The 24456-nt window shown below is 60.7% G+C and carries 22 protein-coding genes; 7 read left to right on the top strand and 15 right to left on the bottom strand.

All coding sequences use genetic code 11. From position 1 onward, the window contains the following. Nucleotides 1-172 precede the first annotated feature (172 nt). The 4 genes from tcyN to JFU58_RS31545 all read right to left on the bottom strand — a co-directional run bounded on the left by tcyN (nucleotide 173) and on the right by JFU58_RS31545 (nucleotide 3606). On the bottom strand, nucleotides 173-919 hold the full coding sequence (gene tcyN, locus JFU58_RS31560) for an L-cystine ABC transporter ATP-binding protein TcyN (protein ID WP_093202912.1): 747 nt from the start codon (nucleotides 917-919) through the stop codon (nucleotides 173-175). Between the two features lie 3 nt (nucleotides 920-922). Further along, complete coding sequence (gene tcyL / locus JFU58_RS31555) at nucleotides 923-1588, bottom strand: cystine ABC transporter permease (RefSeq protein ID WP_063033597.1); 666 nt, start codon at nucleotides 1586-1588, stop codon at nucleotides 923-925. Continuing rightward, nucleotides 1588-2382, bottom strand: a complete 795-nt coding sequence (gene tcyJ / locus JFU58_RS31550; protein ID WP_063033596.1) for a cystine ABC transporter substrate-binding protein — start codon at nucleotides 2380-2382, stop codon at nucleotides 1588-1590. Before tcyJ ends, tcyL begins: the two co-directional genes overlap by 1 nt. Nucleotides 2383-2613: 231 nt before the next feature. Then, complete coding sequence (locus JFU58_RS31545) at nucleotides 2614-3606, bottom strand: D-cysteine desulfhydrase (RefSeq protein ID WP_201143073.1); 993 nt, start codon at nucleotides 3604-3606, stop codon at nucleotides 2614-2616. A 166-nt stretch (nucleotides 3607-3772) separates the two neighbouring features. Between JFU58_RS31545 and epsC the strand changes: the two genes are divergently transcribed. From epsC to mgrA, 4 genes are all read left to right on the top strand, one after another. Continuing rightward, a complete protein-coding gene (gene epsC, locus JFU58_RS31540) occupies nucleotides 3773-4699 on the top strand; it encodes a serine O-acetyltransferase EpsC (protein ID WP_010168915.1) in 927 nt (308 codons plus the stop codon). Between the two features lie 416 nt (nucleotides 4700-5115). After that, entirely contained in the window at nucleotides 5116-7077 is a 1962-nt protein-coding gene (gene betT, locus JFU58_RS31535; protein WP_003211865.1) for a choline transporter BetT, read from the top strand. Nucleotides 7078-7346: 269 nt separating this feature from the next. Further along, on the top strand, nucleotides 7347-8675 hold the full coding sequence (locus tag JFU58_RS31530; RefSeq protein WP_093202895.1) for an OprD family outer membrane porin: 1329 nt from the start codon (nucleotides 7347-7349) through the stop codon (nucleotides 8673-8675). A 107-nt stretch (nucleotides 8676-8782) separates the two neighbouring features. Then, complete coding sequence (gene mgrA / locus JFU58_RS31525; RefSeq protein WP_003211877.1) at nucleotides 8783-9820, top strand: L-glyceraldehyde 3-phosphate reductase; 1038 nt, start codon at nucleotides 8783-8785, stop codon at nucleotides 9818-9820. 147 nt (nucleotides 9821-9967) lie between these two features. Here mgrA and tauD read toward each other — a convergent pair whose 3' ends face one another. The 7 genes from tauD to JFU58_RS31490 all read right to left on the bottom strand — a co-directional run bounded on the left by tauD (nucleotide 9968) and on the right by JFU58_RS31490 (nucleotide 18199). Beyond that, nucleotides 9968-10804, bottom strand: coding sequence for a taurine dioxygenase (tauD, locus tag JFU58_RS31520; protein WP_093202891.1), 837 nt, complete (start codon nucleotides 10802-10804; stop codon nucleotides 9968-9970). A 21-nt stretch (nucleotides 10805-10825) separates the two neighbouring features. Continuing rightward, nucleotides 10826-11662 carry a taurine ABC transporter permease TauC gene (gene tauC / locus JFU58_RS31515; RefSeq protein ID WP_177025821.1) on the bottom strand — a complete coding sequence of 279 codons (837 nt, stop codon included), beginning with the start codon at nucleotides 11660-11662 and terminating at the stop codon, nucleotides 10826-10828. Next, nucleotides 11659-12438 (bottom strand): taurine ABC transporter ATP-binding subunit, encoded by a 780-nt coding sequence (gene tauB / locus JFU58_RS31510; RefSeq protein WP_029615807.1) that lies wholly within the window; start codon nucleotides 12436-12438, stop codon nucleotides 11659-11661. The genes tauC and tauB overlap by 4 nt, the downstream gene beginning before the upstream one ends. Nucleotides 12439-12456: 18 nt before the next feature. Next, nucleotides 12457-13434, bottom strand: a complete 978-nt coding sequence (gene tauA / locus JFU58_RS31505) for a taurine ABC transporter substrate-binding protein (protein WP_003213167.1) — start codon at nucleotides 13432-13434, stop codon at nucleotides 12457-12459. Nucleotides 13435-13693: 259 nt separating this feature from the next. After that, complete coding sequence (gene gshA / locus JFU58_RS31500) at nucleotides 13694-15277, bottom strand: glutamate--cysteine ligase (RefSeq protein ID WP_201143072.1); 1584 nt, start codon at nucleotides 15275-15277, stop codon at nucleotides 13694-13696. A gap of 214 nt (nucleotides 15278-15491) precedes the next feature. Further along, nucleotides 15492-15875: a PaaI family thioesterase gene (locus JFU58_RS31495; protein ID WP_008435797.1), complete on the bottom strand. Its 384-nt coding sequence runs from the start codon at nucleotides 15873-15875 to the stop codon at nucleotides 15492-15494. Continuing rightward, nucleotides 15875-18199, bottom strand: a complete 2325-nt coding sequence (locus JFU58_RS31490) for a Tex family protein (RefSeq protein ID WP_063033588.1) — start codon at nucleotides 18197-18199, stop codon at nucleotides 15875-15877. Before JFU58_RS31490 ends, JFU58_RS31495 begins: the two co-directional genes overlap by 1 nt. A gap of 357 nt (nucleotides 18200-18556) precedes the next feature. Here JFU58_RS31490 and ompR point away from each other — a divergent pair, with 357 nt between their 5' ends. Next, nucleotides 18557-19297, top strand: a complete 741-nt coding sequence (ompR, locus tag JFU58_RS31485) for an osmolarity response regulator transcription factor OmpR (RefSeq protein WP_003213175.1) — start codon at nucleotides 18557-18559, stop codon at nucleotides 19295-19297. 116 nt (nucleotides 19298-19413) lie between these two features. After that, nucleotides 19414-20727, top strand: coding sequence for an ATP-binding protein (locus JFU58_RS31480; RefSeq protein ID WP_003213176.1), 1314 nt, complete (start codon nucleotides 19414-19416; stop codon nucleotides 20725-20727). Between the two features lie 124 nt (nucleotides 20728-20851). Here the strand turns inward: JFU58_RS31480 and rimK are convergent, their stop codons facing one another. Genes rimK through rimA form a run of 3 tightly spaced genes read right to left on the bottom strand, consistent with a single transcriptional unit; the run spans nucleotide 20852 to nucleotide 23032 of the window. After that, nucleotides 20852-21757 carry a 30S ribosomal protein S6--L-glutamate ligase gene (rimK, locus tag JFU58_RS31475; protein WP_003213178.1) on the bottom strand — a complete coding sequence of 302 codons (906 nt, stop codon included), beginning with the start codon at nucleotides 21755-21757 and terminating at the stop codon, nucleotides 20852-20854. Further along, nucleotides 21754-22236, bottom strand: coding sequence for a retropepsin-like aspartic endopeptidase RimB (rimB, locus tag JFU58_RS31470; RefSeq protein ID WP_003213181.1), 483 nt, complete (start codon nucleotides 22234-22236; stop codon nucleotides 21754-21756). The genes rimK and rimB overlap by 4 nt, the downstream gene beginning before the upstream one ends. Nucleotides 22237-22252: 16 nt before the next feature. Further along, on the bottom strand, nucleotides 22253-23032 hold the full coding sequence (gene rimA / locus JFU58_RS31465) for a S6 modification regulatory phosphodiesterase RimA (RefSeq protein WP_201143071.1): 780 nt from the start codon (nucleotides 23030-23032) through the stop codon (nucleotides 22253-22255). 116 nt (nucleotides 23033-23148) lie between these two features. On the opposite strand from rimA, the gene JFU58_RS31460 reads away from it, so the two are divergent. Continuing rightward, the gene (locus JFU58_RS31460) at nucleotides 23149-23556 is read left to right on the top strand and encodes an RNA-binding S4 domain-containing protein (RefSeq protein WP_017478112.1); all 408 of its coding nucleotides are present in this window, start codon (nucleotides 23149-23151) and stop codon (nucleotides 23554-23556) included. A gap of 42 nt (nucleotides 23557-23598) precedes the next feature. On the opposite strand, the gene JFU58_RS31455 is transcribed toward JFU58_RS31460, so the two are convergent. Continuing rightward, a complete protein-coding gene (locus JFU58_RS31455) occupies nucleotides 23599-24399 on the bottom strand; it encodes a phosphatase PAP2 family protein (protein ID WP_201143070.1) in 801 nt (266 codons plus the stop codon). Nucleotides 24400-24456: the final 57 nt, after the last annotated feature.

Genomic DNA, 24456 nt, shown 5'->3' with positions numbered 1-24456 from the left:
ACAGGGGGTTATGGAATATTCAGAAGGGTCTTACTGGCGGGTCGCTGCAAGTGTGTGTTTCAAGGTGACTTTTGCCCAATGAATAAAGGGCTTTTCCCAAAAAACGCCTAAGAGGCGAGTTGCCTTTCGGCAACTCTATAAAGCGAAGTTTCTTACACTTGATAGGCGCAAGTTAGTTGTTGATGAACTTGCTGAGAAACTGCCGGGTACGTTCTTCTTTCGGGTTGGCAAACAGTGCCTTTGCATCGCCTTGTTCAACAATTACGCCCTTGTCGAAGAAGATCACGCGATTGGCAACATCCCGCGCAAAACTCATCTCGTGGGTCACGATGACCATGGTGCGGTTTTCTTCCGCAAGGCTACGGATGGTCGCCAGCACTTCGCCTACCAGTTCCGGGTCCAGGGCCGAGGTGGGTTCATCGAACAGGATCACCTCCGGTTCCATCGCCAAGGCCCGGGCAATGGCTACCCGTTGCTGCTGGCCGCCGGACAGGCGCCGTGGGTAGGCGTCTTCCTTGCCCGCCAGGCCGACCCTGGCCAACAGCTTGCGGCCGAGGGCGTCTGCGGCGCCCCGGGGCATCTTCTTGACCACGATCGGGCCTTCGATGACGTTCTCCAGGGCGGTGCGATGCGGGAACAGGTTGAAGTTCTGGAACACAAAACCGACGTGCTGGCGCAGGCGCCGCACCAGGCCTTGCTGTTGATTGAGCGGGCGGCTGCTGTCGATCTCGATGTCACCGACCTTGATCCGGCCACTGGTGGGTTCTTCGAGGAAATTCAGGCAGCGCAAGAAGGTGGTCTTGCCGGAACCGCTGGGGCCGATGATGGCGACGACTTCGCCTTCCTTGACCTCAAGGTCGATCCCGTTAAGCACCACCTGACCCTTGAATTGTTTGGTCAGTTTTTCAACCACGATCATGCTTCAAGACTCCAGGTCATGCCGGTTGACTCGTGCTTCCAGGCGGTTTTGCACGTGCGCCAGAACGCTGGCAAGAATCCAGTAGATCAAGGCGGCGGACAGATACATGGTGAAAATTTCGAAGGTACGGGCCGAGACCAATTGCGCCTGGCGGAACAGTTCCGGCACCTGGATGGTGGCGGCCAGGGCGGTATCCTTGACCAGGGAAATAAAGCTGTTGCCCAACGGCGGCAAGGCCGTGCGCATGGCCTGCGGCAGGATGGCCCGGCGCAGGGTCTGCGCACGGGTCATGCCGATACTGGCCGCAGCCTCCCACTGGCCGCGCTCGATGGAACCGATGGCGGCACGCAGGATTTCACAGGCATAAGCGGCCATGTTCAGCGAGAAGCCGATCATGGCCGCCGGGATAGGATCCAGCTCGATGCCCACTTGCGGCAAGCCGTAGTAGATCAGAAACAGCTGTACCAGCAAGGGCGTGCCGCGAAAGAACGACACGTAGACGCGGGCGGTCCAGCTCAACAGCTTGAAGCGCGACAGGCGCATCAAGGCCAGGCCGAAGCCCAGCAGCAAGCCGAAAAACATCCCGCCAAGGCTAAGAATGACCGTGTAATACGCGCCCTTGAGCAGAAAGGGCGCGGAGTCCAGCGCGAGTTGGAAACCTGCTTCCATTATTGAGTAACGTCAGCGTTGAAGTACTTCTCGGACAGCTTCTTCAAGGTACCGTCGGCGCGCAGTTCGTCGAGGGCCTTGTTCACCGCAGCCAGCAGTTCAGGCTCGCCTTTGCGCAGGGCAATACCGGCTTCCTGACGGGAGAACGCAGCACCTGCAGCGGCGGTGTCCTTGGCTTTCTTGGCGTATTCCAGCGCCGCCAGGCGGTCGATCAGGATGGCGTCGACACGGCCGATGCGCAGGTCCTGGAACTTGGTGGGGTCATCGTTATAGGTTTTGACGATGGCTTTCGGTTGGTTTTCCTTGAGCCATTGTTCGTAGTTGGTGCCCAGGCCCACACCGATCTTCTTGCCGGCCAGGTCGTCGGCGGTCTTGATGGTGTCGGCGTTTTTCGCCAGGGTCAGCGCCTGGATACCGGAGACGGTATACGGCTTGGAGAAGTCGTACTTTTCCTTGCGCGCGTCGGAGATGGTCACCTGGTTGACGACCGCGTCCAGGCGCTTGGATTCCAGGGCGGCGAGGATGCCATCCCACGGTGTGGCTTGCAGCTTGACCTTGACGCCGAGTTTCTGGGCCAGCGCTTCAGACAACTCGACCTCGAAACCGCTGAGTTTGCCGCTTTCATCGACGAAGCTGAACGGTGGGTAGGTGCCTTCCAGGCCAATCTTGATTTCGCCGGCTTTCTTGATGTTGTCCAACTGCTCGCCGGCAACTGCCTGACCGAGCCACCCGGCGCCAAGCGCCAGCCCCAACGTACCAACCAGTAACGTGCGACGGAATACGGAAATAGTCATGAAGAGCCCCTGTGTTTTTTATGTTGAGCGATGCAGGTGACGCGGTAGTCGTATCCTGCCTTAAAAGCGCCGTGTGTGGGAGCCGGGCTTGCCCGCGATTGCATCAACTCGGTGTTTTGGATCTGCCCAGTCATGCGTATCGCCATCAAGCTCGCCTACGGCGCGACTATAAAGCCGGTTTTTAAGACTTGAAAATAATATAAAATCAGATTGATATTTCTTTATGGAATATCAAAAGCTCGAATTATAAGCAAACAAGGCGGGTGAGCCACCGGTGTGCAGGAAGATGATCGGTCCCTCTTCAAAGCGCTGCCGGCCAATGCCATCCAGCAACCCGGCCATGGCTTTGCCCGTGTAGACCGGGTCCAGCAGCAGGCCTTCCTGGCTCGCCACCAGCTTGATCGCCGCCAGCGTGCCGGCACTCGGCTCGCCATAACGGGGCGCGAAGTACTCGTCCCACAGGATCACCTTGAACGCGTCGGGCACCGGCACGCCGAGCAATTCGGCCGTACGTTCGGCCAAGCCTTGCACCTTGGGGCGCTGGGCTTCGTCGGTGCGGGACACTGTGACGCCAATCACTTGCAGGTCCGGCAGTACTTCGGCCAGTGCCAGTGCCAGCCCGCTGTGGGTGCCTGCGCTGCCGGAGGCCAGGACCACGGTGGAGAACGGGATGCCACTGGCTTCAATCTGCCCGGCCAGTTCCAGCCCGGCGCGCACGTAACCCAGGGCGCCGAGGGCGTTGGAGCCGCCGATGGGCACCAGATACGGCTTCTTGCCGTTGCTGCGCAGGCGGTCGGCGAGGGCGTTGAGCTGGTCGTCGACGTTGTCCAGGTTTTCTACCAGCTCGACCTTGGCGTCGAACAGTTCCAGTAACAGGCGGTTGCCGTTGGCCAGGTAGTTGGGGTCATCGGTGCCTGTCGGGTTTTCCAGCAGGGCGACGCAGCCCAGGCCCAGCTTGGCGGCCAGTGCGGCGGTTTGACGTACATGGTTGGACTGAATCGCGCCAGCGGTCACCAGGGTGTCGGTACCCTGGGCCAGGGCATCGGCGGCGAGGTATTCGAGTTTGCGCAGCTTGTTGCCGCCCATCGCCAGTGGTGTGGTGTCGTCGCGTTTGACGTAGACGTCACGCCCCAGCCACGCCGACAGCCGCTCGAGTTTTTCCAGGGCAGTGGCGCCGCCCAGCAGTTCCAGACGGTTAAAGCGGTCGAGCTGTTGTTTGATCATGGCTACGCACGGTTGGTCAGAGATGCTGGGACTATAGGCAGGCACTTTTGCGTCGGCAACCGCCAATCGCTTATGTCGACGGGTTATTAGCATTGCACTATTGGTTCTTAAGGACGCTCAGGTGCCTTGCCGTAAAGTGGTGGGCATTTCGTCAGGAGTGAAGACCGTGAGTGAGCGTTCCAGTCATTGGCAATTACAGACCATCGTCAGCCAGCTGCGCAGCGCCCGGGACCAGTGGCGCACCCGCAATGGCCGGGTCAGCGGCGAGCAGGGTGGGCGCGAGCTGCCTTCACGGGAAGCCGTGGCGCAGATTCTCGAGGCGTTGTGTGGTGCGCTGTTCCCCATGCGTTTGGGGCCGGTGGACCTGCGTGAAGAAAGTGAAGACTTCTACGTCGGCCATACCCTGGATGTGGCGCTGAACGCGTTGCTCGCCCAGGCGCGACTGGAGCTGCGGTATGCCGCACGGCAAGGCGGCCAGGATGACAGTGAGGTAGACGCCCATGCCATCCACCTGATCCAGGATTTCGCCCTGGCATTGCCAGCCTTGCGCAGCCTGTTGGACACCGACGTACTCGCCGCCTACCACGGGGACCCGGCGGCGCGCAGCGTGGATGAAGTGCTGTTGTGCTACCCGGGGATTCTGGCGGTGATTCACCATCGCCTGGCGCACCACTTGTATCGGGCGGGCTTGCCGTTGCTGGCGCGGATCAGTGCGGAAATCGCGCACTCTGCGACCGGGATTGATATCCACCCGGGCGCGCAGATCGGCCCGAGCTTCTTTATCGACCACGGGACAGGTGTGGTGATTGGCGAGACGGCGATCATCGGCGAGCGGGTGCGTATCTATCAAGCCGTGACCTTGGGCGCCAAGCGCTTCCCGGCGGATGAAGACGGGCAGTTGCAGAAGGGCCATCCGCGGCATCCGATTGTCGAGGATGATGTGGTGATCTACGCCGGGGCGACGATTCTGGGGCGGATTACCATTGGCAAGGGTTCGACCATTGGCGGCAACGTGTGGCTGACGCGGAGCGTGCCGGCGGGGGCGAACCTGACCCAGGCGAATCTGCAGCATGATGATGGGACGCAGAAGTAGCACCCCTCTCTCAAGATCACACAGATCAAATGTGGGCTTGCCTGCGATAGAGGTGTATCAGCAACAGATGTCTGGCTGACCCACCGCAATGGCAGGCAAGCCAGCTCCCACAATGGATCGCATTCCAGTCTCGGCCAGTATTTCCCTCAGCCATCGCTGAACGTTTCGTCATCTCCATACGTCATACCATTCCTTGAGCTAGTGTAGGAAACACCTACCACTCGGCCCTGCGATTAGTCCTCAAACCCCTATCCATGTTTAACTTGACTGTTCGTTCAAGTTAAATCGGTGGTTCGCTGCCCGCTCACAACAGGAGGCTTACCTTTGCTGAGTCCGTTTTTTACAGCCACATCCCACACCCTTGAGGTGCGCCCTTCATGAGTGCATCGTCCACACCTTCCAGCGGTCTGGTCCGCATGAACCCGCCGGTGTTTTACTTCGCCGCGAGCTTCATCTTGCTGTTCGGCCTGACTGTCATCGCAATTCCCGAACAAGCCGGCGCCTGGCTGCTGGCCGCACAAAACTGGGCGGCCAATACGGTCGGCTGGTACTACATGCTGGCGATGACCCTGTATCTGGTCTTCGTGGTGGTCACCGCGTTATCGGGCTACGGCAAGATCAAACTCGGTGCCGACCACGACGAGCCCGAATTCAGTTACCTGTCCTGGGCCGGCATGCTGTTCGCCGCGGGGATCAGCATCACGCTGTTTTTCTTTTGCGTTTCCGAACCGTTGACTCACCTGGTGCAACCGCCCCAGGGCGAAGCGCTGAACGGTGACGCCGCGCGCCAGGCCATGCAGATTCTGTTTCTGCACTGGGGCCTGCATGGCTGGGGCGTGTTCGCCTTCGTCGGCATGGCCCTGGCCTACTTCGCCTACCGGCATAACCTGCCGCTGGCGTTGCGCTCGGCGCTGTACCCGCTGATTGGCAAGCGCATCAACGGCCCGATCGGTTATGCAGTGGACGGCTTTGGCATCATCGCCACGGTGTTCGGCCTCGGCGCCGACATGGGCTTTGGCGTGTTGCACCTCAACTCCGGGCTGGACTACTTGTTCGGCGTGGCCCACACCCAGTGGATCCAGGTCGGCCTCATCACCTTGATGATGGGCGCGGCGATCCTGGTGGCTGTCTCCGGTGTCGATAAAGGCGTGCGGGTGATGTCCGACATCAACATGCTGCTGGCCTGCGCGCTGCTGCTGTTCGTGTTGTTCGCCGGGCCCACCCAGCACTTGCTCAACACCCTGATCCAGAACATCGGCGACTACCTTGGCGCCTTGCCGACCAAGAGTTTCGACCTCTACGCCTACGACAAACCCAGCGACTGGCTGGGTGGCTGGACCGTGTTTTATTGGGCCTGGTGGATCGCATGGTCGCCGTTCGTGGGCCTGTTCATCGCGCGTATTTCCCGCGGCCGCACCATCCGTGAGTTCGTGTTCGGCGTGCTGTTGATCCCGCTGGGCTTCACCCTGGCGTGGATGTCGATCTTCGGCAACAGCGCCATCGACCAGGTGCTCAACCACGGCCTCACGGCGCTCGGTCAGTCGGCCATCGATGATCCGTCGATGAGCCTCTACCTGCTGCTGGAAACCTACCCGTGGAGCAAGACGGTCATTGCGGTCACCGTATTCATCAGCTTCGTGTTCTTCGTCACCTCGGCCGACTCCGGCACCGTGGTGCTCTCGACCTTGTCGGCCAAAGGCGGCAACGCCGATGAAGACGGGCCGAAGTGGCTGCGGGTGTTCTGGGGCGCGATGACCGCGTTGGTGACCAGCGCGCTGCTGTTTGCCGGCAGCATCGATTCGCTCAAGTCTGCCGTGGTCTTGACCTCGCTGCCGTTCTCGATGATTTTGCTGCTGATGATGTGGGGGCTGCACAAGGCGTTCTACCTTGAGTCGCAGAAACAGATTGCGCAGATGCACTCCCTCGCGCCGGTGTCGGGCTCACGCAAGGGCACGGGCGGTTGGCGCCAGCGCCTGAGCCAGGCGGTGCATTTCCCGTCACGGGATGAGGTGTACCGTTTCCTCGAGACCACGGTGCGTCCGGCGATCGAAGAAGTGACGGCCGTATTTGTCGAAAAAGGCCTCAACGTCGTCACCCAGCCTGACCCGGCCAACGACAGCGTCAGCCTGGAAATCGGCCACGGCGAGCAGCATCCGTTCGTATACCAAGTGCAGATGCGCGGCTATTTCACCCCGTCATTCGCACGGGGCGGCATGGGGTCCAAGCAGCTCAACAACCGCCGCTACTACCGGGCGGAAGTGCACTTGAGTGAGGGCAGCCAGGACTACGACCTGGTGGGCTACACCAAGGAGCAGATCATCAACGACATCCTCGACCAGTACGAACGGCATATGCAGTTCCTGCACCTGGTTCGCTAAACGAAAAGGCCTTGTTCAATACCTCGAACAGGGCCTTTTTTTTGCTCCTGTCTCTCCTCCATACTCCTCCACCCTTGGCGCGCTGAAGCGCTCGCCAGCGCCCGCAAAGCCCCGTGCTTGAAGGGTTTCTTAAATTTAATTTCATCCGGGTAAAGGGTGTTTTGACTCCGAACTGTCACATGGCCATCGCCTAATTGTGTGAAGCGTTTGACGCTTTCATTTCAGAACAGTGACGGAGACCGGTACCAATGAAGACGTTATTAAGCCCCATGGTGGGTGCCGCCATGGCGAGCTTTATGCTGTCCGCCCACGCCGATTTTATCGATGACAGCCACGCCGACGTGACCCTGCTCAACCGCTACCTCAATCAGCAGGGGCGGGATGTGGTGAACAGCAATAACAAGGCCCACAGCATCCGCGATTGGGGCCAGGGTTTTGAGTTCAACTTCAAGTCCGGCTACACCGATGGCCCGGTGGGCTTTGGTCTGGACCTGCAGGCGTTCTACGGTTTGAAACTGGACTCCGGTGGCGACCTCAATGACAAGGATCACCAGGGCCGCTACCCCGGCAGCATGTTCCCGCTGGATAACGGCAAGTCCGCCGACCAGTTCGGCGTGCTCAGCCCGACCTTCAAGATGCGCTTCGCCCAGGATGAGTTGCGCGTCGGCACGCTGTACGGCAACAACCCGGTACTGGCCAACACCGACGGCCGCCTGTACCAGCAGACCAACACTGGCGTGCAGTTGGTTTCCAAGGACTTGACCGACTTCACCTTTACCGCCGGTGACATCCTCAAGACCAAGATCCGCAACGAAACCGGCGACCAGGGCATGATCACCGCCGGCGGCACCAAAGAAAGTGATCGCTTCCTCTACGGCGGCGCGGACTACAAAGGTTTGCCGGACACCACCGTCAGCCTGTGGTACTCCAACCTTGAGGATTACTACCAGCAGTTCTTCCTCGGTGCCAAGCGCCATGACGCCTTGCCTGTCGGCGCGATCGACACCGACGTGCGCCTGTACCGCAGCCTGGGTGTGGGTGAAAACGCGGCGGGCGACAAAGACTATTCCGCTGCGGGTCTCTACGGCGATGGCACCTCCAAGGGTCGCATCAACCAGTCCACCGTCAGCCTGCTGGAAAGCTACAGCCTGGACGGCCATACCGTCGGCCTGGGCATCCAGAAAAACAGCGGCGACAGCGACTTCCCGTACCTGGATTCCGGCCTGAACAGCGGTGCCAGCAACCAGGGCCCGGGCTCGGGTGCCGACACCCCGGCACTCACCAACATGCAACTGAACAAGTTCCAGCATGCCGGCGAGCGCACCTGGCTGGCGCAGTACAAATATGACTTCGGCAAACTCGGCCTTAACGGCCTGACCTTCGCCACGTCCTACGCACACGGTGATGACATTCGCACGACCCAAGGCACTACCAGTGAATGGGAACGTAACGTCACCTTGGCTTACCAGGTGCCCACCGGCACCCTCAAAGGCCTGGGTGTGACATGGCGAAATGCCCACGCCAGCCCGGATATCACCGGTGCCACCGTGCAAGATGAAAACCGCTTCTATGTGAGCTACGTCGTTCCACTCTGGTAGGAAATTGCTGTACAAAGAGCGAGCACCTTAAGCGATTCAGCTGCTTAAAAGGCTTGGGAATATCGTTATTCCCAGGCCTTATTTGCTCTAAGACCAGAGAGGATTCGATGACTTACATTGCTGCCGAAAACCGCTATGAATCTATTCCTTACCGCCGCGTAGGTCGCAGCGGACTGGTGCTGCCGGCACTGTCCCTGGGGCTGTGGCACAACTTTGGCGACAGCACCCCGATCGACACCCAGCGCGCCTTGCTGCGCACGGCGTTCGACCTGGGTATCAACCACTTCGACCTGGCCAACAACTACGGCCCCCCGTACGGCAGCGCCGAGATCAACTTCGGTCGTTTGCTGCGGGAAGACTTCAAGCATTACCGCGATGAACTGATCATCTCCAGCAAGGCGGGCTGGGACATGTGGCCGGGCCCTTATGGCCAGGGCGGCGGTTCGCGCAAGTACGTGCTGGCGAGCCTCGACCAGAGCCTGCAACGCCTGGGCGTCGACTACGTGGACATCTTCTACTCCCACCGTTTTGATGCCGACACCCCGCTGGAAGAAACCGCCAGCGCACTGGCCACCGCCGTGCAACAGGGCAAGGCGTTGTACATCGGGATCTCGTCCTACTCCGGCGTGAAAACCCGGGAAATTGCGGCGCTGCTCCAGGAGTGGAAAGTCCCGCTGCTGATCCACCAGCCGGCCTACAACCTGCTCAACCGCTGGGTGGAAAAAGACCTGCTGGACGTCACCGAAGAGCTCGGTGCCGGGGTGATCGCGTTCACGCCATTGGCCCAGGGCCTGCTGACCGACAAATACCTCAACGGCGTACCGGCGGATGCGCGGGTCAATCGTCCGGGGGGTGGTTCGTTGCAGGCCAAGCACTTGTCCGAGGCCAACATCGCCCACGCCCGCGCGCTGAATGAAATTGCCAAGCGCCGTGGCCAGAGCCTGGCGCAGATGGCGTTGGCGTGGACGTTGCGTGATCCACGGGTCACCAGCGCCCTGATCGGCGCGAGCCGGCCGGAGCAGATCATTGAAAACGTCGGGGCGTTGCAGAACCTGAGCTTCAGCGCGCAGGAACTGGCGGAGATTGATCGGTTTGCCCAGGAAGGCGGGATTAACTTGTGGGAAAAGCCGTCTACGGCTGAATAAGCGGTAGAGCCTGATTTCTGCATCAACCCCTACCCAATGTGGGAGCGGGCTTGCTCGCGAAAGCGGAGTGTCAGTCGCTGGATATGTCGACTGATTCACCGCCTTCGCGAGCAAGCCCGCTCCCACATTTGATTTGTGGAGTGCCTGCTAGAACGGCACATCCCCCAAAATTGTCGCCCGATGCATCACCCGCCGTTGCGGCCGGTAATCATCCACCGCGTAATGCTGGGTCACGCGGTTATCCCAGAACGCCACGTCATTTTTCTGCCAACGCCAGCGAATGGTGAATTCCGGCCGTGTCGCGTGCGCAAACAACAGCTTCAGCACCGCCTCGCTTTCTGCCGGCTCCAGTTCGTTGATCTTGCTGGTGAACCCTTCACTGACGAACAGCGATTTACGCCCGCTCACCGGATGCGTACGAATCACCGGATGGGACAGCGGTGGGTTCTTGCGCCGGGCTTCTTCCCAGCGTGCCAGGTCTTCCGGCGTATTGCCGTAGCGTTCCAGAGGGAAGGAGCGGGTGAAGTCATGGGTCGCCGTCAAATCCTCCAGCAGCTTTTTGAACGGCTCCGACAGCGCCTCATACGCGGCAATCCCGCTGGCCCATAACGTATCGCCACCAAACTCCGGCAATAGCTTGGCGCTGAGCACCGCGCCGAGGGCGGGCGTGGGCAGGAAAGTCACGTCGGTGTGCCAGATGGCGTTGTCGCGTACGTCGGTCACGGCGGTGTCGAGGATCAGCACTTCAGGCTGTTCCGGCACGTTGGGGTAGATCGGGTGAATGTGCAGGTCGCCGAAATTTGCCGCGAACCGCGCCTGTTGCTGCGGGTTGATCGGCTGATTGCGGAAGAACAGCACCGAATGTTTGAGCAGCGCCTGTTCGATCGCGTCGCGGTGCTCGATGTTCAGCGGTTGGGTGATGTCGACGCCACTGATCTGTGCGCCAAGGGCGGTGCTGAGAGGTGTTACGGTCAGGCTGCTCATGGGATTCTCGTCGAAAATTTCTTAGTGTGCCTGGCCATGCCACGGCACCAATTTGCGCTGCAGGGCACGCAAGCCCATTTCCATGGCGAAGGCGATCAGCGCGATCACCAGAATCCCCAGCACCACCACGTCGGTGACCAGGAATTGCGCGGCGGACTGCACCATGAAGCCCAGGCCGCTGGTGGCGGCGATCAGCTCGGCGGCCACCAGGGTCGACCAGCCGACACCCAGGCCAATCCGCACGCCGGTGAGGATGTCGGGGAGGGCGCTTGGCAGGATCACGTAGCGAATCAGCTGTGCCCGGGTCGCGCCCAACGACTGCGCAGCGCGCAATTTGGCCGGGTCGACGGTGCGTACGCCGGTGGCGGTGGCGATGGCGATCGGCGCAAAAATCGCCAGGTAGATCAGCAGCACCTTGGACAGCTCACCGATACCGCACCAGATCACGATCAGCGGCAAGTAAGCCAGCGGCGGAATCGGCCGGTAAAACTCGATCAGCGGATCCAGAATGCCCCGGGCGATGCGATTGGAGCCAATGGCAATCCCCACCGGCACGGCGGTCAGTACGGCAAAACCGAGGCCGAGGCCGATGCGCTTGAGGCTCGCGCCCAGGTGCTGCCACAAGGTGGAGTCCATGTAGCCGGTGGTCGCCAGCAGCCAGCCTTTTTGCAGCACGGCCGAAGGCGGTGGCAGGAACAGTGGCTCGATCAGCCCGCTGGCGGTCACGGCCCACCAGATGGCAACCAGGGTCACCAAGGTGAGCACGCTGATCCAGCGGGTGCTCAGGCTGCGGCGTACGGGCACGGCGGGTTTGGTCACCGGCTTGGCGGCCGTGGCCGGTAATTCATAACTGCTCATGCGGACACCTGCCGTTGGGAGAACACCTTGCCCAGCACGTGTTCGCGGGTTTCGATAAAGCGCGGGTCGGACTTGATCGCCCGTGCCGACTCACCGGCGGCATAACGCTGGCCGAAGTCCAGGCTCAGGCGTTCGACGATCTGCCCGGGGTTGGGCGCCAGCAGAATCAGGTCCGTAGCGAGGAACACCGCTTCTTCGATGTCATGGGTAATCAGGAACACCGGCTTGGCTGTGCGCCGCCAGACTTGCAGCAGCAGCTCCTGCATCTGTTCGCGGGTGAAGGCATCGAGGGCGCCGAAGGGTTCATCCATCAGCAATACGCGCGGGTCGGCGGCCAACGCGCGGGCCAGGCCCACACGTTGCTTCTGGCCACCGGAGAGTTGCCAGATGCGGCGGCTGTCGAAACCGGCGAGGTCTACCAGGGCGAGCATTTCCCGGGCACGGATTTCACGCTGGGCCTTGGGCACGCCCGCCAGTTCCAGGCCGAAGCCGACGTTGGCCAGCACGTCCTGCCAGGGCAGCAGGGCGTCGTCCTGGAACACCACGCCGCGTTCGGCGCTTGGTCCTTTTACCGGCACACCGTCAAGGGTGATGCGCCCGGCGCTGGGTTCGACAAAACCGGCAATCAGGTTCAACAGCGAAGTCTTGCCACTGCCGGAAGGACCGAGGGCCACCAGCAATTGCTGGGGCCCAAGGCTCAAGGAAATATCGGCCAGTACGGGCTCCGGGCTGCCTGGGTACTGTGCGCTGATGCGCTCCAGTTGTAGCAAGGCCATCGCGGTGAACTCCTGGTATCAGTTAGTGATGAACTTCGGGCTGACGTACGGGGCGTAGTCCGGCAGTACGGCGTCGACCTTGCCCTGTTCCTTGAGGAACGCGGCGGTGTCGGTGACAGCCTTGGTGGTTGGCGCGCCGAGCAGGGTCACCTGGTCAGCCGCCAGCGGGTAGACGTTGCCCTGCAGCAGTAATGGAATGTCGCTGGCCTTGGCCCCGGAGAGCTTCACCAGTTTGTCGACGTTGCCTTTGTCCGCCAGCCAGGCTTGTGGGTCTTTGCGGTAAGCGGCGTAGGCATCCAGGGTGACCTTGGCAAAAGCCGTGACGATTTCCGGGTGCTTCTCGGCGAAATCCTTACGCACGATCCAGGCATCGAAAGTCGGTGCGCCAAACTTGGCCAGTTCGCCGGAGGTGATCAGCACCTTGCCGTTTTCCTTGGCCACGCCGAGGGCTGGGTCCCATACGTAAGTCGCGTCGATATCACCACGCTTCCAGGCGGCGATGATGGCCGGCGGGGCGAGGTTGAGGATGGTCACTTTGGAAGGGTCGATGTTCCAGTGCTTCAGCGCGGCCAGCAGGCTGTAGTGGCCGGTGGAAACGAACGGCACGGCGACTTTCTTGCCGATCAGGTCCTGCGGGCTGTTGATCCCGGAACCGTTGCGGGCCACCAGGGCTTCGGCACCGCCGATCTGGGTGGCGATCAGGAAGGTTTCCACCGGGACCTTGCGGGTCACGGCAGCGGTCAGCGGGCTGGAACCGAGGTAGCCGATCTGCACGTCGCCGGAAGCGATGGCGGCGATGATGTCTGCACCGTTGTCGAACTTGCGCCAGTCGATCTTGGCGTTGGTGGCTTTTTCGTAAGCGCCGTCGGCCTGGGCGACTTTCGCCGGGTCAACGGTGGTCTGGTAAGCGATGGTGACGTCGGCGGCCTGGGCAAACAGGCTGGCGCCGGCCAGGGACAATGCCGCCAAGAGGCGAAGGGGGAAGTGCAGTTTCAAGGGGAAGTCCTCATCAGGCGGCCGGAGGTCGGCGTATGAGAAGACTAAATGATCTAAGAATCCGAAAAGAAATAACATTTTCGAATTAGCTTATGAGGAGAAACTCGAGCACCAAGTTAGAAGGCGCATGGCCAAATGTGGGAGCTGGCTTGCCTGCGATAGCATCGACTCGGTACTAATGAAATACCGCGGCGCCTGCATCGCGGGCAAGCCCGGCTCCCACAAGAGCCCGGCCCCCACAGGGTTTTGTGCCAGGCTTTTAGTTACTGATAGCGAGGATGCTGGCCTGGTACGACCCGACAAACACGTCAAAATCGCCCACTTCGTTCTGCTCAAGCTCCGCCTGCTGCGCCAACGAACTACGCGCCAGCTCCTCAAAACGAGTCTGTTCCTCAGCCTTCAACGGCTCGCTGCGGAAGTGTTCTGCGTGCACCTGGCTCTGATGCAACGAGAACTGCGCAAAGCTCTCTTTACGCTCGCTCATCGCCGCCAGCACCTGAGCCGACGGGGTCAGGGACGAATCCTTGACCTTCGCCAACTGGGCGTCCAGCGCCTGGCTGTGTTCAGTGATGCCCTGGCTCTGATCCAGCAAGGCTGCCAGCGGAGCAATCTGCTCCAGCAACTCGGCGGCCCATTCCTTCATGTCCACCGATTCGCCACGGCGCTGCAATTGCAGGCCAGGACGGCGACCTTCCTTGACCACGCTGAGGAAATTGGAGGTGGCGTTGCCGCACTCGTTATCGGCGAACAGCGGGCTGTCATTCAGCGCGCAATACAGCAGGAACGCATCGAGGAAGCGCGACTCTTGCAAGTCGATGCCCATTGGCAGGAACGGGTTGATGTCCAGGCAACGCACTTCGATGTACTGGATGCCACGGGCCATCAGCGCCTGGATCGGCCGCTCGCCGGTGTAGGTCACGCGCTTGGGCCGGATGTTGGAGTAGTACTCGTTTTCAATCTGCAGGATGTTGGTGTTGAGCTGAACCCACTCACCGTCCTTATGGGTGCCGACTTCGACGTACGGTGCGTAGGGTGTTGCCACAGCTTCGCGCAGGCTGTCGGTGTAGCTCGCCAGGTCGTTGTAGCACGGCGTCAGGCCGGCCTGGGCGTTGCTCTGGTAACCCAGGTCGCTCATGCGCAGGCTGGTGGCGTACGGCAGGTACAGGGTGTCGGCGTCCAGCACTTCGAGCTGGTGCGAGCGACCGCGCAGGAAACCCGCGTCCAGGGCCGGTGAGGCGCCGAACAGGTACATCAGCAGCCAGCTGTAGCGACGGAAGTTGCGGATCAGCGCGATGTAGGCCGTGGACTGGTAATCCCGGTCGGTACCCACGAAGCCTTCGGCTTCCTTTAGCAACGGCCAGAGGTCTTCCGGCAGGGAAAAGTTGTAGTGAATACCGGCGATGCACTGCATGGTCTTGCCGTACCGCAGGGCCAGGCCCTTGCGATACACGTACTTGAGCTGTCCGATGTTGGAGGTGCCGTAGTAGGCAATCGGAATATCTTCCTCGGCCGGCAACGGGCACGGCATCGATGGACTCCACAGGTACTCGTTGCCAAGCTTGCTGTAGGCAAAACGGTGGATCTTGTCGAGGCTGCTCAGGGTATCGGCCGGGTTGGGCAACGCCGGTGTGATGAACTCAAGCAGCGACTCGGAATAGTCGGTGGTGATCTGTTCGTGGGTCAGTGCAGCGCCCAGCGCCTCGGGATGCGGCGTTTGTGCCAGTCGGCCTTCACCGGTGACGCGCAGGCATTCGCGCTCGATGCCGTGCAGGCATTGCTCGAGCAAAGAGAGGTGTTCGTGCTTGCCGAGCAGGGCCAGGCGGCGGTTGAGAAGTTCGCTCAAGTTGGATTCCTTCACGCGTCAGTCGCCCCAATATGGGGGTGGGCAGGACGGTCTACAAGGGTGAAGTGGAAACTGGCGTTATCGCCTGGTTTTCGAGCCGGATTGACCCACTCTGAAAGAGCCGCCTTCGTCCCTGAATCTGGCTATCGCGCACGAGGAAAAGTTCGGCGCAACTTTCGAAGCGCCGAAATTAACTCAAATCGATGACAGGGAGCTATAGGACAGCGAAGGTGCCTTGTGCTTTTGCGACCAGTTTTTCGTCCTGGTACACGTCAGCCTCGACCACTAGCGTACGCCGACCGGGGTGAATCACCCGGGCAGTGCACAGCACATCGCCGTCGGAAACGGCGCGGATGTAGTTGATCTTGCATTCAATGGTCGCGCTTTGCTGGTCGAAACCATGGGAGCTGGAACAGGCCAGCCCCATGGCAATGTCCACCAGGCTGAAGATCGCCCCGCCATGGAGCTTGCCAGCGCGGTTGCGCAACTGCGGCTCCAGGGTCATGGCCACCTCTGCAACCCCGGTTTCCAGGCGTTGCAGGCGGCAGCCAATGAGTTCGCTGAAAGCGCTGTGAGTCAAGCCGGCTGGCAGTTCCATTAACGTTTCTTCAGTTGTTTGGCGTTGGCGAACAGCGAAGCCATGGCGTTATTGGCCGGGGCTGGCGCGGCGGTTTCCTTGCGGGGCGCAGTGCCTTGGGACTGGCGTGGCGCCGAGCCTGGGCGTGCGCCGCGGGCACCGTCGATTTTCTCGCCCGGTGTGTCGCTCATGCGCATCGACAGGCCGACGCGTTTGCGCGGGATGTCGACTTCCATGACCTTGACCTTGACCACGTCACCGGCTTTTACCGCTTCGCGCGGGTCCTTGATGAACTTCTCCGAAAGCGCGGAGATGTGCACCAAACCGTCCTGATGCACGCCGATATCCACAAACGCGCCAAAGTTGGTCACGTTGGTCACCACACCTTCGAGGATCATCCCCAGTTGCAGGTCCTTGAGGTCTTCGACGCCGTCCTGGAACTCGGCTGTCTTGAACTCGGGACGCGGGTCGCGGCCCGGTTTTTCCAGCTCTTGCAGGATGTCGGTGATGGTCGGCACGCCGAAGGTTTCGTCGGTGTACTTTTTCGGGTCCAGGCGCTTGAGGAACGCGGCGTCGCCGATCAGCGAGCGGATGTCACGGTCGGTTTCAGCGGCGATGCGTTGTACCAGCGGGTAGGCTTCCGGGTGGACGGCCGAGGAGTCCAGCGGGTTGTCGCCGTTCATGACGCGCAGGAAGCCGGCGGCTTGTTCGAAGGTTTTTTCGCCAAGGCGTGCGACTTTTTTCAGCGCTGCACGGGTCTTGAACGCACCGTTTTCGTCGCGGTGGGTCACGATGTTCTGTGCCAGGGTGGCGTTAAGGCCGGAAATTCGGGCCAACAGCGCTACCGAGGCGGTGTTCACATCCACACCGACCTTGTTCACGCAGTCTTCCACTACTGCATCCAGACCGCGTGCCAGTTTCAGCTGCGATACGTCGTGCTGGTACTGGCCGACGCCGATGGATTTCGGATCGATCTTCACCAGTTCGGCCAATGGATCCTGCAGGCGGCGAGCGATGGACACGGCGCCACGGATCGACACGTCGAGGTCCGGGAATTCCTTGGAAGCCAGTTCAGACGCGGAGTACACCGAAGCGCCGGCCTCGGAGACCATCACCTTGGTCATCTGCATGCCCGGGTATTTTTTGATCAGCTCGGCGGCCAGCTTGTCGGTTTCACGGCTGGCGGTGCCGTTACCGATGGCGATCAGGTCCACCGAGTGCTTGGCGCACAAGGCGGCCAGGATCGCGATGGTCTGGTCCCACTTGTTGTGCGGCACGTGGGGGTAAACCGTGGCATGGTCGAGCAGCTTGCCGGTGGCGTCGACCACGGCAACCTTGCAGCCGGTGCGCAGGCCCGGGTCGAGGCCCAGGGTCGCGCGTGGGCCGGCTGGCGCGGCCAGCAGCAGGTCGTGCAGGTTGTGGGCGAACACGCTGATGGCTTCGGTCTCGGCGCCGTCGCGCAACTCGCCCAGCAGGTCGGTTTCCAGGTGGGTATAGAGCTTGACCTTCCAGGTCCAGCGCACGACTTCACTGAGCCATTTGTCCGCAGGACGATTCTGATTCTGGATGCCGAATTGTTGACCGATCATGCCTTCGCAGGGGTGCATGGTACCCGGCAGCTCGTCGCCGACTTTCAGCGCGGAGCTCAGGATGCCTTCGTTGCGACCGCGGAAAATCGCGAGGGCGCGGTGGGACGGCATGCTTTTCAGCGGCTCGTCGTGTTCGAAGTAATCGCGGAACTTGGCGCCTTCCTCTTCCTTGCCGGCGATCACGCGGGCACTGAGGGTGGCTTCCTGCTTCAGGTAATTGCGCAGTTTTTCCAGCAGGTTGGCGTCTTCCGCGAAGCGCTCCATGAGGATGTACTTGGCGCCTTCGAGGGCGGCCTTGACGTCGGCCACGCCTTTTTCGGCATCGACAAAACGTGCAGCTTCGGTTTCCGGGGCCAGGGACGGGTCGTTGAACAGACCGTCGGCCAGCTCGCCGAGGCCGGCTTCCAGGGCGATCTGGCCCTTGGTGCGGCGCTTCTGCTTGTACGGCAGGTACAAGTCTTCGAGGCGGGTCTTGGTGTCGGCGAGCTTGATGTCGCGTTCCAGTTGCGGGGTCAGCTTGCCTTGCTCTTCGATGCTGGCGAGGATGCTGATACGCCGTTCGTCGAGTTCTCGCAGGTAGCGCAGGCGCTCTTCCAGATGCCGCAACTGGATATCATCGAGGCTGCCGGTGACTTCTTTACGGTAACGGGCGATGAAGGGCACTGTGGAGCCTTCATCCAGTAGAGCGACGGCCGCTTCGACCTGTTGTGGGCGTACACCGAGTTCCTCGGCGATGCGGCTGTTGATGCTGTCCATAAAACCACCTGAAATTCTGAAAGCAGGCTCGCAGGCCCGGAAAACAAGGCTTGCGAGGCTGGTTGAGCGGCCCGACTGGCGCCGCTGCCTGGGTCAAGAGGCAGCCTATTGACCCTCGAAATCGAAAAAATCACTACAAGCGGGTGAAAAAAATCCCCTGGCAGTAAACGGCAACGAACTGACGTTGCCCTGCACAAAGGCGCCGCATTATAACCAGCGTTCCGCCCTTGGGGGGATTGCGGCCAAGGTTGTAGGGCGCGGGTTCGCTGGCGGTAGAGGAAAAATCTGCTAACAATGCACACGGTGCGTATAACGGCAGCTACGCCATAATGCGCGCCGAGATAAGAGGAGCATCTAATGAGCAGCACTGCACAAACTGCTGAAGGCGAAAAAATTCTCATCGTTGATGACGATCCGGGGCTGAGCAGCCTGCTGGAGCGTTTCTTCAACTCCAAGGGCTATCGCGCACGCGCGGTGCCAAACACCGAACAGATGGACCGCCTGTTGGGACGTGAAGTCTTCAACCTGGTGGTGCTGGACCTGATGCTGCCCGGCGAAGACGGCCTGACCGCCTGCAAACGCCTGCGCGGCGCCAACAATCAGATCCCGATCATCATGCTGACCGCCAAGGGCGATGAGCTGAGCCGTATCAAGGGCCTGGAACTGGGCGCTGACGATTACCTGGCCAAGCCGTTCAACCCGGATGAGCTGATGGCGCGGGTCAAGGCCGTACTGCGCCGCCAGGCTGCCCCGGTACCGGGTGCTCCAGGCAGCGAAGACGAAAGCGTGACCTTCGGCGACTACGAGCTGTCATTGGCCACCCGTGAGCTCAAGCGTGGCGATGAAGTGCACATGTTGACCACCGGCGAATTCGCCGTGCTCAAGGCGTTGGTGATGAACGCGCGCCAGCCGCTTACCCGCGACAAGCTGATGAACCTGGCCCGCGGCCGCGAATGGGACGCCCTGGAGCGCTCCATCGACGTACAAATCTCCCGTCTGCGCCGGATGATCGAACCCGATCCATCCAAGCCGCGTTATATCCAGACGGTGTGGGGCGTGGGTTACGTGTTTGTGCCGGATGGCACTGCAACCAAGTGACCGATGATTTGCAGAAGCGGGCTTGCCGGTGATGACTCGATAAGAGTCAGCCGGTTGCCCGGCGTTTGCAATTCTGCGAGCCTCGCTCGCTCCTGCAAGGTGTCTAGCTGTCTTCTATGAAAACCCCGTTGTGGTTCCCGCAAAGTTTCTTCTCACGCACCCTTTGGCTGGTGCTCATCGTCGTACTGTTTTCCAAGGCCCTGACACTGGTTTATCTGTTGATGAACGAAGACGTGCTGGTGGACCGGCAGTACAGCCACGGTGTCGCCCTGACCTTGCGCGCCTACTGGGCCGCAGACCCCGAGAACCGCGAGAAGATCGCCAAGGCCGCTACCCTGGTCCGGGTCGCGGGTGCGGGTGTGCCCGAGGGCGAGCAACATTGGCCCTACAGCGAAATCTACCAACGCCAGATGCAGGCCGAACTGGGTGAAGACACCGAGGTGCGGCTACGCATGCATGTATCACCGGCGCTCTGGGTGCGGGCCCCAAGCCTGGGCGAGGACTGGCTGAAGGTGCCGCTGTATCCGCATCCATTGCGGGGGCAGAAGATCTGGAACGTGTTGGGCTGGTTCCTGGCGATTGGTTTGCTTTCCACCGCGTCTGCCTGGATTTTCGTGCGCCAGCTCAATCAGCCGCTCAAACGCCTGGTGTTTGCGGCACGCCAGCTTGGTCAGGGCCGTAGCGTGCGGCTGCCCATCAGCGACACGCCGAGTGAAATGACCGAGGTGTACAGCGCGTTCAACCAGATGGCCGAGGATGTCGAACAGGCGGGGCGCGAGCGCGAGCTGATGCTGGCGGGGGTGTCCCATGACCTGCGCACGCCATTGACGCGTTTGCGGCTTTCCCTGGAACTGATGGGCAACCACACCGACCTTACCGACGACATGGTTCGAGACATCGAGGACATGGACGCGATTCTCGACCAGTTCCTCGCGTTTATCCGCGATGGTCGCGACGAGGTAGTGGAAGAAGTCGACCTGACGGACCTGGTACGTGAGGTGGTGGCGCCCTACAACCAGAACGGTGAGCAGGTGCGGATGCGCCTGGAACCGATCCAGCCGTTCGCGTTGCGTCGGGTCTCGATGAAGCGCCTGCTGAACAACCTGATTGGCAACGCCCTGCATCACGCCGGTTCCGATGTGGAAGTGGCGGCCTACGTTTCCGGGGATACCAGTGCGCCGTACGTGGTGCTGAGTGTCATGGACCGTGGCGCCGGTATCGATCCGGCAGAGCTGGAAGGCATCTTCAACCCGTTCACCCGTGGTGATCGTGCCCGGGGTGGCAAAGGCACGGGCCTGGGGCTGGCGATTGTGCGGCGGATTGCTTCGATGCATGGCGGCAATGTCGAATTGCGTAACCGGCCGGATGGCGGTTTGGAAGCACGGGTGCGTTTGCCGTTGGGGCTGATGCTGCCTAGGGACGCGGTCTAAATGTGGGAGCGGGCTTGCTCGCGAAGGCGGTGGGTCAGTCCATAGAAATGTTGACTGATCCACCGCCTTCGCGAGCAAGCCCGCTCCCACACTGGTTTTGCGGTGCTTTACAGGTTGGGAGTCCTCAACCTTTGCCTTTGGTCCTGGTCATATTCGGCCCACCACTCTTCTCCAGATGCTGAATGATGATCCCCGCCACATCCTTGCCGGTGGTGGTCTCAATCCCTTCCAGGCCCGGTGACGAGTTCACCTCCATCACCAGTGGCCCGTGATTGGAACGCAAGATATCCACACCCGCCACGCTCAACCCCATGACCTTGGCTGCCCGCAGTGCGGTCATGCGTTCTTCCGGGGTGATCTTGATCAGGCTGGCACTGCCGCCACGGTGCAGGTTGGACCGAAACTCACCCGGCTTGGCCTGGCGCTTCATCGCGGCAATCACCTTGTCGCCCACCACGAAGCAGCGGATATCCGCACCGCCAGCTTCCTTGATGTACTCCTGCACCATGATGTTCTGCTTGAGGCCCATAAACGCCTCGATCACCGATTCGGCCGCTGTCGCGGTTTCACACAGCACTACGCCGATACCCTGGGTGCCTTCCAGTACCTTGATCACCAGCGGTGCACCGTTGACCATCTCGATCAGGTCGGGGATGTCATCCGGGGAGTGTGCAAAGCCGGTGACCGGCAAACCAATGCCACGGCGCGACAGCAGCTGCAGCGAACGCAGTTTGTCCCGCGAACGGGCGATCGCCACCGATTCATTGAGGGGAGAGACCCCCATCATTTCAAACTGGCGCAGCACTGCGCAGCCATAGAACGTTACCGAAGCACCGATACGCGGGATCACCGCATCGAAGCCTTCCAGCGGTTTGCCCCGGTAGTGGATCTGCGGCTTATGACTGGCAATGTTCATATAGGCGCGCAACGTATCGATCACCACCATCTCATGGCCACGTTCGGTGCCGGCCTCGACCAGGCGACGGGTGGAATACAGACGCGGGTTACGCGACAGCACAGCGATCTTCATGCAGCACCTGTGGCAGAGGTAGTAGAGACCGGGAACACCGGCTTGTCTTGAACGTATTTGACGCCGGGACTGACCACCAGTTGGCCGTCAATCAGGGCCTTGGAGCCCAGCAACAGGCGGTAACGCATGGCCTTGCGGCAGGCGAGGGTGAATTCTACCCGCCATACCCGATCGCCCAGGGCCAGGGTGGTGCTGATCACATACCGCACCTGGGCCTGGCCATTGGAGCTTTTAATGGTTTTCATCGCCACCAGCGGCGCTTCGCAGCGTCGGTGACGCAGTTGCACCACGCTGCCCAGGTGCGCGGTGAAGCGCACCCACTTTGCACCGTCGCGCTCAAATGGCTCGATCTCGGTCGCATGCAGGCTTGAGGTACTGGCGCCGGTGTCGATCTTGGCGCGCAGGCCTGCCACTCCCAAGTCGGGAAGTGCCACCCACTCACGCAGACCCACAACGGTCAAATGGTCAAATGTCTTCAATATGAATAACCAGCAATTAATTCGCCCAGGCCTCGGGTGATACCTTGGCCAGGGCTTTGAATGCAGGCTTGGCGAACCAGTAGCCTTGCATCAGGAAAATTCCACAGTCGGCGAGAAAGTCTCGTTCGCCGGCACTTTCGATGCCTTCGGCGATGACAGTAACGCCCAACTGCTCACAGATTATGACAATCCCCCGGACGATCACCTGACGGACACGATCACGGTCGACATCGCGGATCAGCGCCATGTCGAGTTTGATCAGGTCAGGTTGGAAATCGGCCAGCAGATTCAGCCCCGAATAGCCCGCCCCGAAATCGTCGATGGCGGTCTTGAAGCCGAATTCGCGGTATTCACGCAGAATATTCGTCAAATGGCGATAGTTATCTACGTGCTCGCTTTCCAGTGTTTCGAAAATCAGGCGGTCCAGCGGAAAATTGTGCGCGCGAGCTGCCTCCAGGGTGCTGCGAATGCAAAGTTCCGGCCGGTACACCGCGTTGGGCATGAAGTTGATTGAAAGGTGCGTCTGCATGCCCAGTGTCGAGGCGGTGGCAATCGCCTTGGTGCGGCATTGCTGGTCGAAACGGTAGCGATTGCTGTCGTTGACTTGATCCAGCACCGACAACGCGCCCTCACCGTTGACCCCGCGCACCAGGGCTTCATGGGCAAAGATCGACTGGTCCCGCAGGTCCACGATAGGCTGATACGCAAAATCAAACTCAAAACCCAGCGGCTCACTTTGCTGGCAACCCGCACAGTCTTGTTTGGGTGAGGTGAGTGAAACAGGAAAGTCGGTCACACGTTAACCTCGCGAAAACAGGATACTGCCTGGCGTATCTTAGGTGAGGTGAAGGGTTTATGCGTTGAAGGGGTTCAACGGTAAAGTTGCGACATTTTTCAGAGCGAGGAATTCAAGTGGCTCAGAAGCAGGAAGAGGAAGAAAAGGTTCGGCTGGACAAGTGGTTGTGGGCGGCGCGCTTCTTCAAGACCCGCGCCCTGGCCAAAGCGGCCATCGAGAGTGGCAAAGTGCATTGGCGCGGCGAGCGTTGCAAGCCCGGCAAGGAGCCGCGCATCGGCGATGAGTTCCAGATCCGTGCCGGGTTTGATGAGCGAACCGTCGTGGTCCAGGCGCTTTCAATTGTGCGAAAAGGCGCTCCCGAGGCGCAGGCGTTGTATACCGAAACCGAAGCCAGCATCGCCAAGCGCGAAAACGCGGCGGCCATGCGCAAGGCGGGCTCCCTGGGCATGACCACCGACGGCAAGCCGAGCAAGAAACAGCGGCGCGACCTGTTCAAGTTTCGCGGCAGTGGTAATGATGATTAACCGGCAGACTGCAGGAGCCAGGCCGGCTCCTGCAACTTCAACTCAAACGCTGCGAATCACGCTCAAGCGATTAACCAGCGGCACTCGCTGAAACCACTCAAACACCGGTCCCGTCAGCCGCAACAGCCCCCCTGAAACTTTCGCCGCAAAGGGCGTGTAGTAACCCCAACCCAGCGCCAACAGCGCCAGCAATACCCCGCCGATATAGTCGTCCTGCCCCCAATGCGCGCCGGCCACCAGCCGCGGCATCATGAACAGCAGCGCCAGGCCCCAGATCACCAGGACGTGCCCGAGGCGCTTGGCGAACACGCTCATGAACATCCCCCAGATCAACAGCACCGAAGCATGATCCCCCGGGAAGCTCTGGCTGGAGCGGTCCTTCAATTCCCACGTTTTCTCAAGGCCTGGAAAATTGTGGCTCATCTGAATCGCCCCGCTGATCACCATCGACGGGCTATGGTGTTGCCAGCCCATCTGCGCTGCCAGCTTGGAAAACAGCATGCGGATAAACAACAACAGCAGCAGAATGCCCAGGAATCCAAAAAACGCCTGGCGCACTTCAATCGCCTTGAACACCCAGTCGCCGCGGATCAACAGCGCCAGCAGAATCACCCCCACCACGGCATCAAACGGGCGCAAACTGGCCACCGCCCACACATGCAACCACGCCTGGCTGCTCGCCAAGGGGTCGTTGAGCAGATGAAACAGCCACTCGTCGAAAACCACACAGAGCGCCTGGCCCGCTGGCCAGAGCCAAAAACACAGCAGCCCCACAGCGAATAAATTGCACAGGGCCAATCGCCCGAGGTTCCACCTGGCTTGGAACAAACCCGGATTGTTCATAAACTGTTTCCTCTTTGCTTTAAAGCGCTTCGTTTTCCTGGAGAAGGCCGCACCAAA

Origin of the sequence: Pseudomonas sp. TH34 (assembly GCF_016650865.1) — a bacterium.
Lineage (GTDB): Bacteria > Pseudomonadota > Gammaproteobacteria > Pseudomonadales > Pseudomonadaceae > Aquipseudomonas > Aquipseudomonas yamanorum.
The sequence above is the reverse complement of the archived record's forward strand: the minus strand, read 5'-3'. Positions and strand labels throughout refer to the sequence as shown.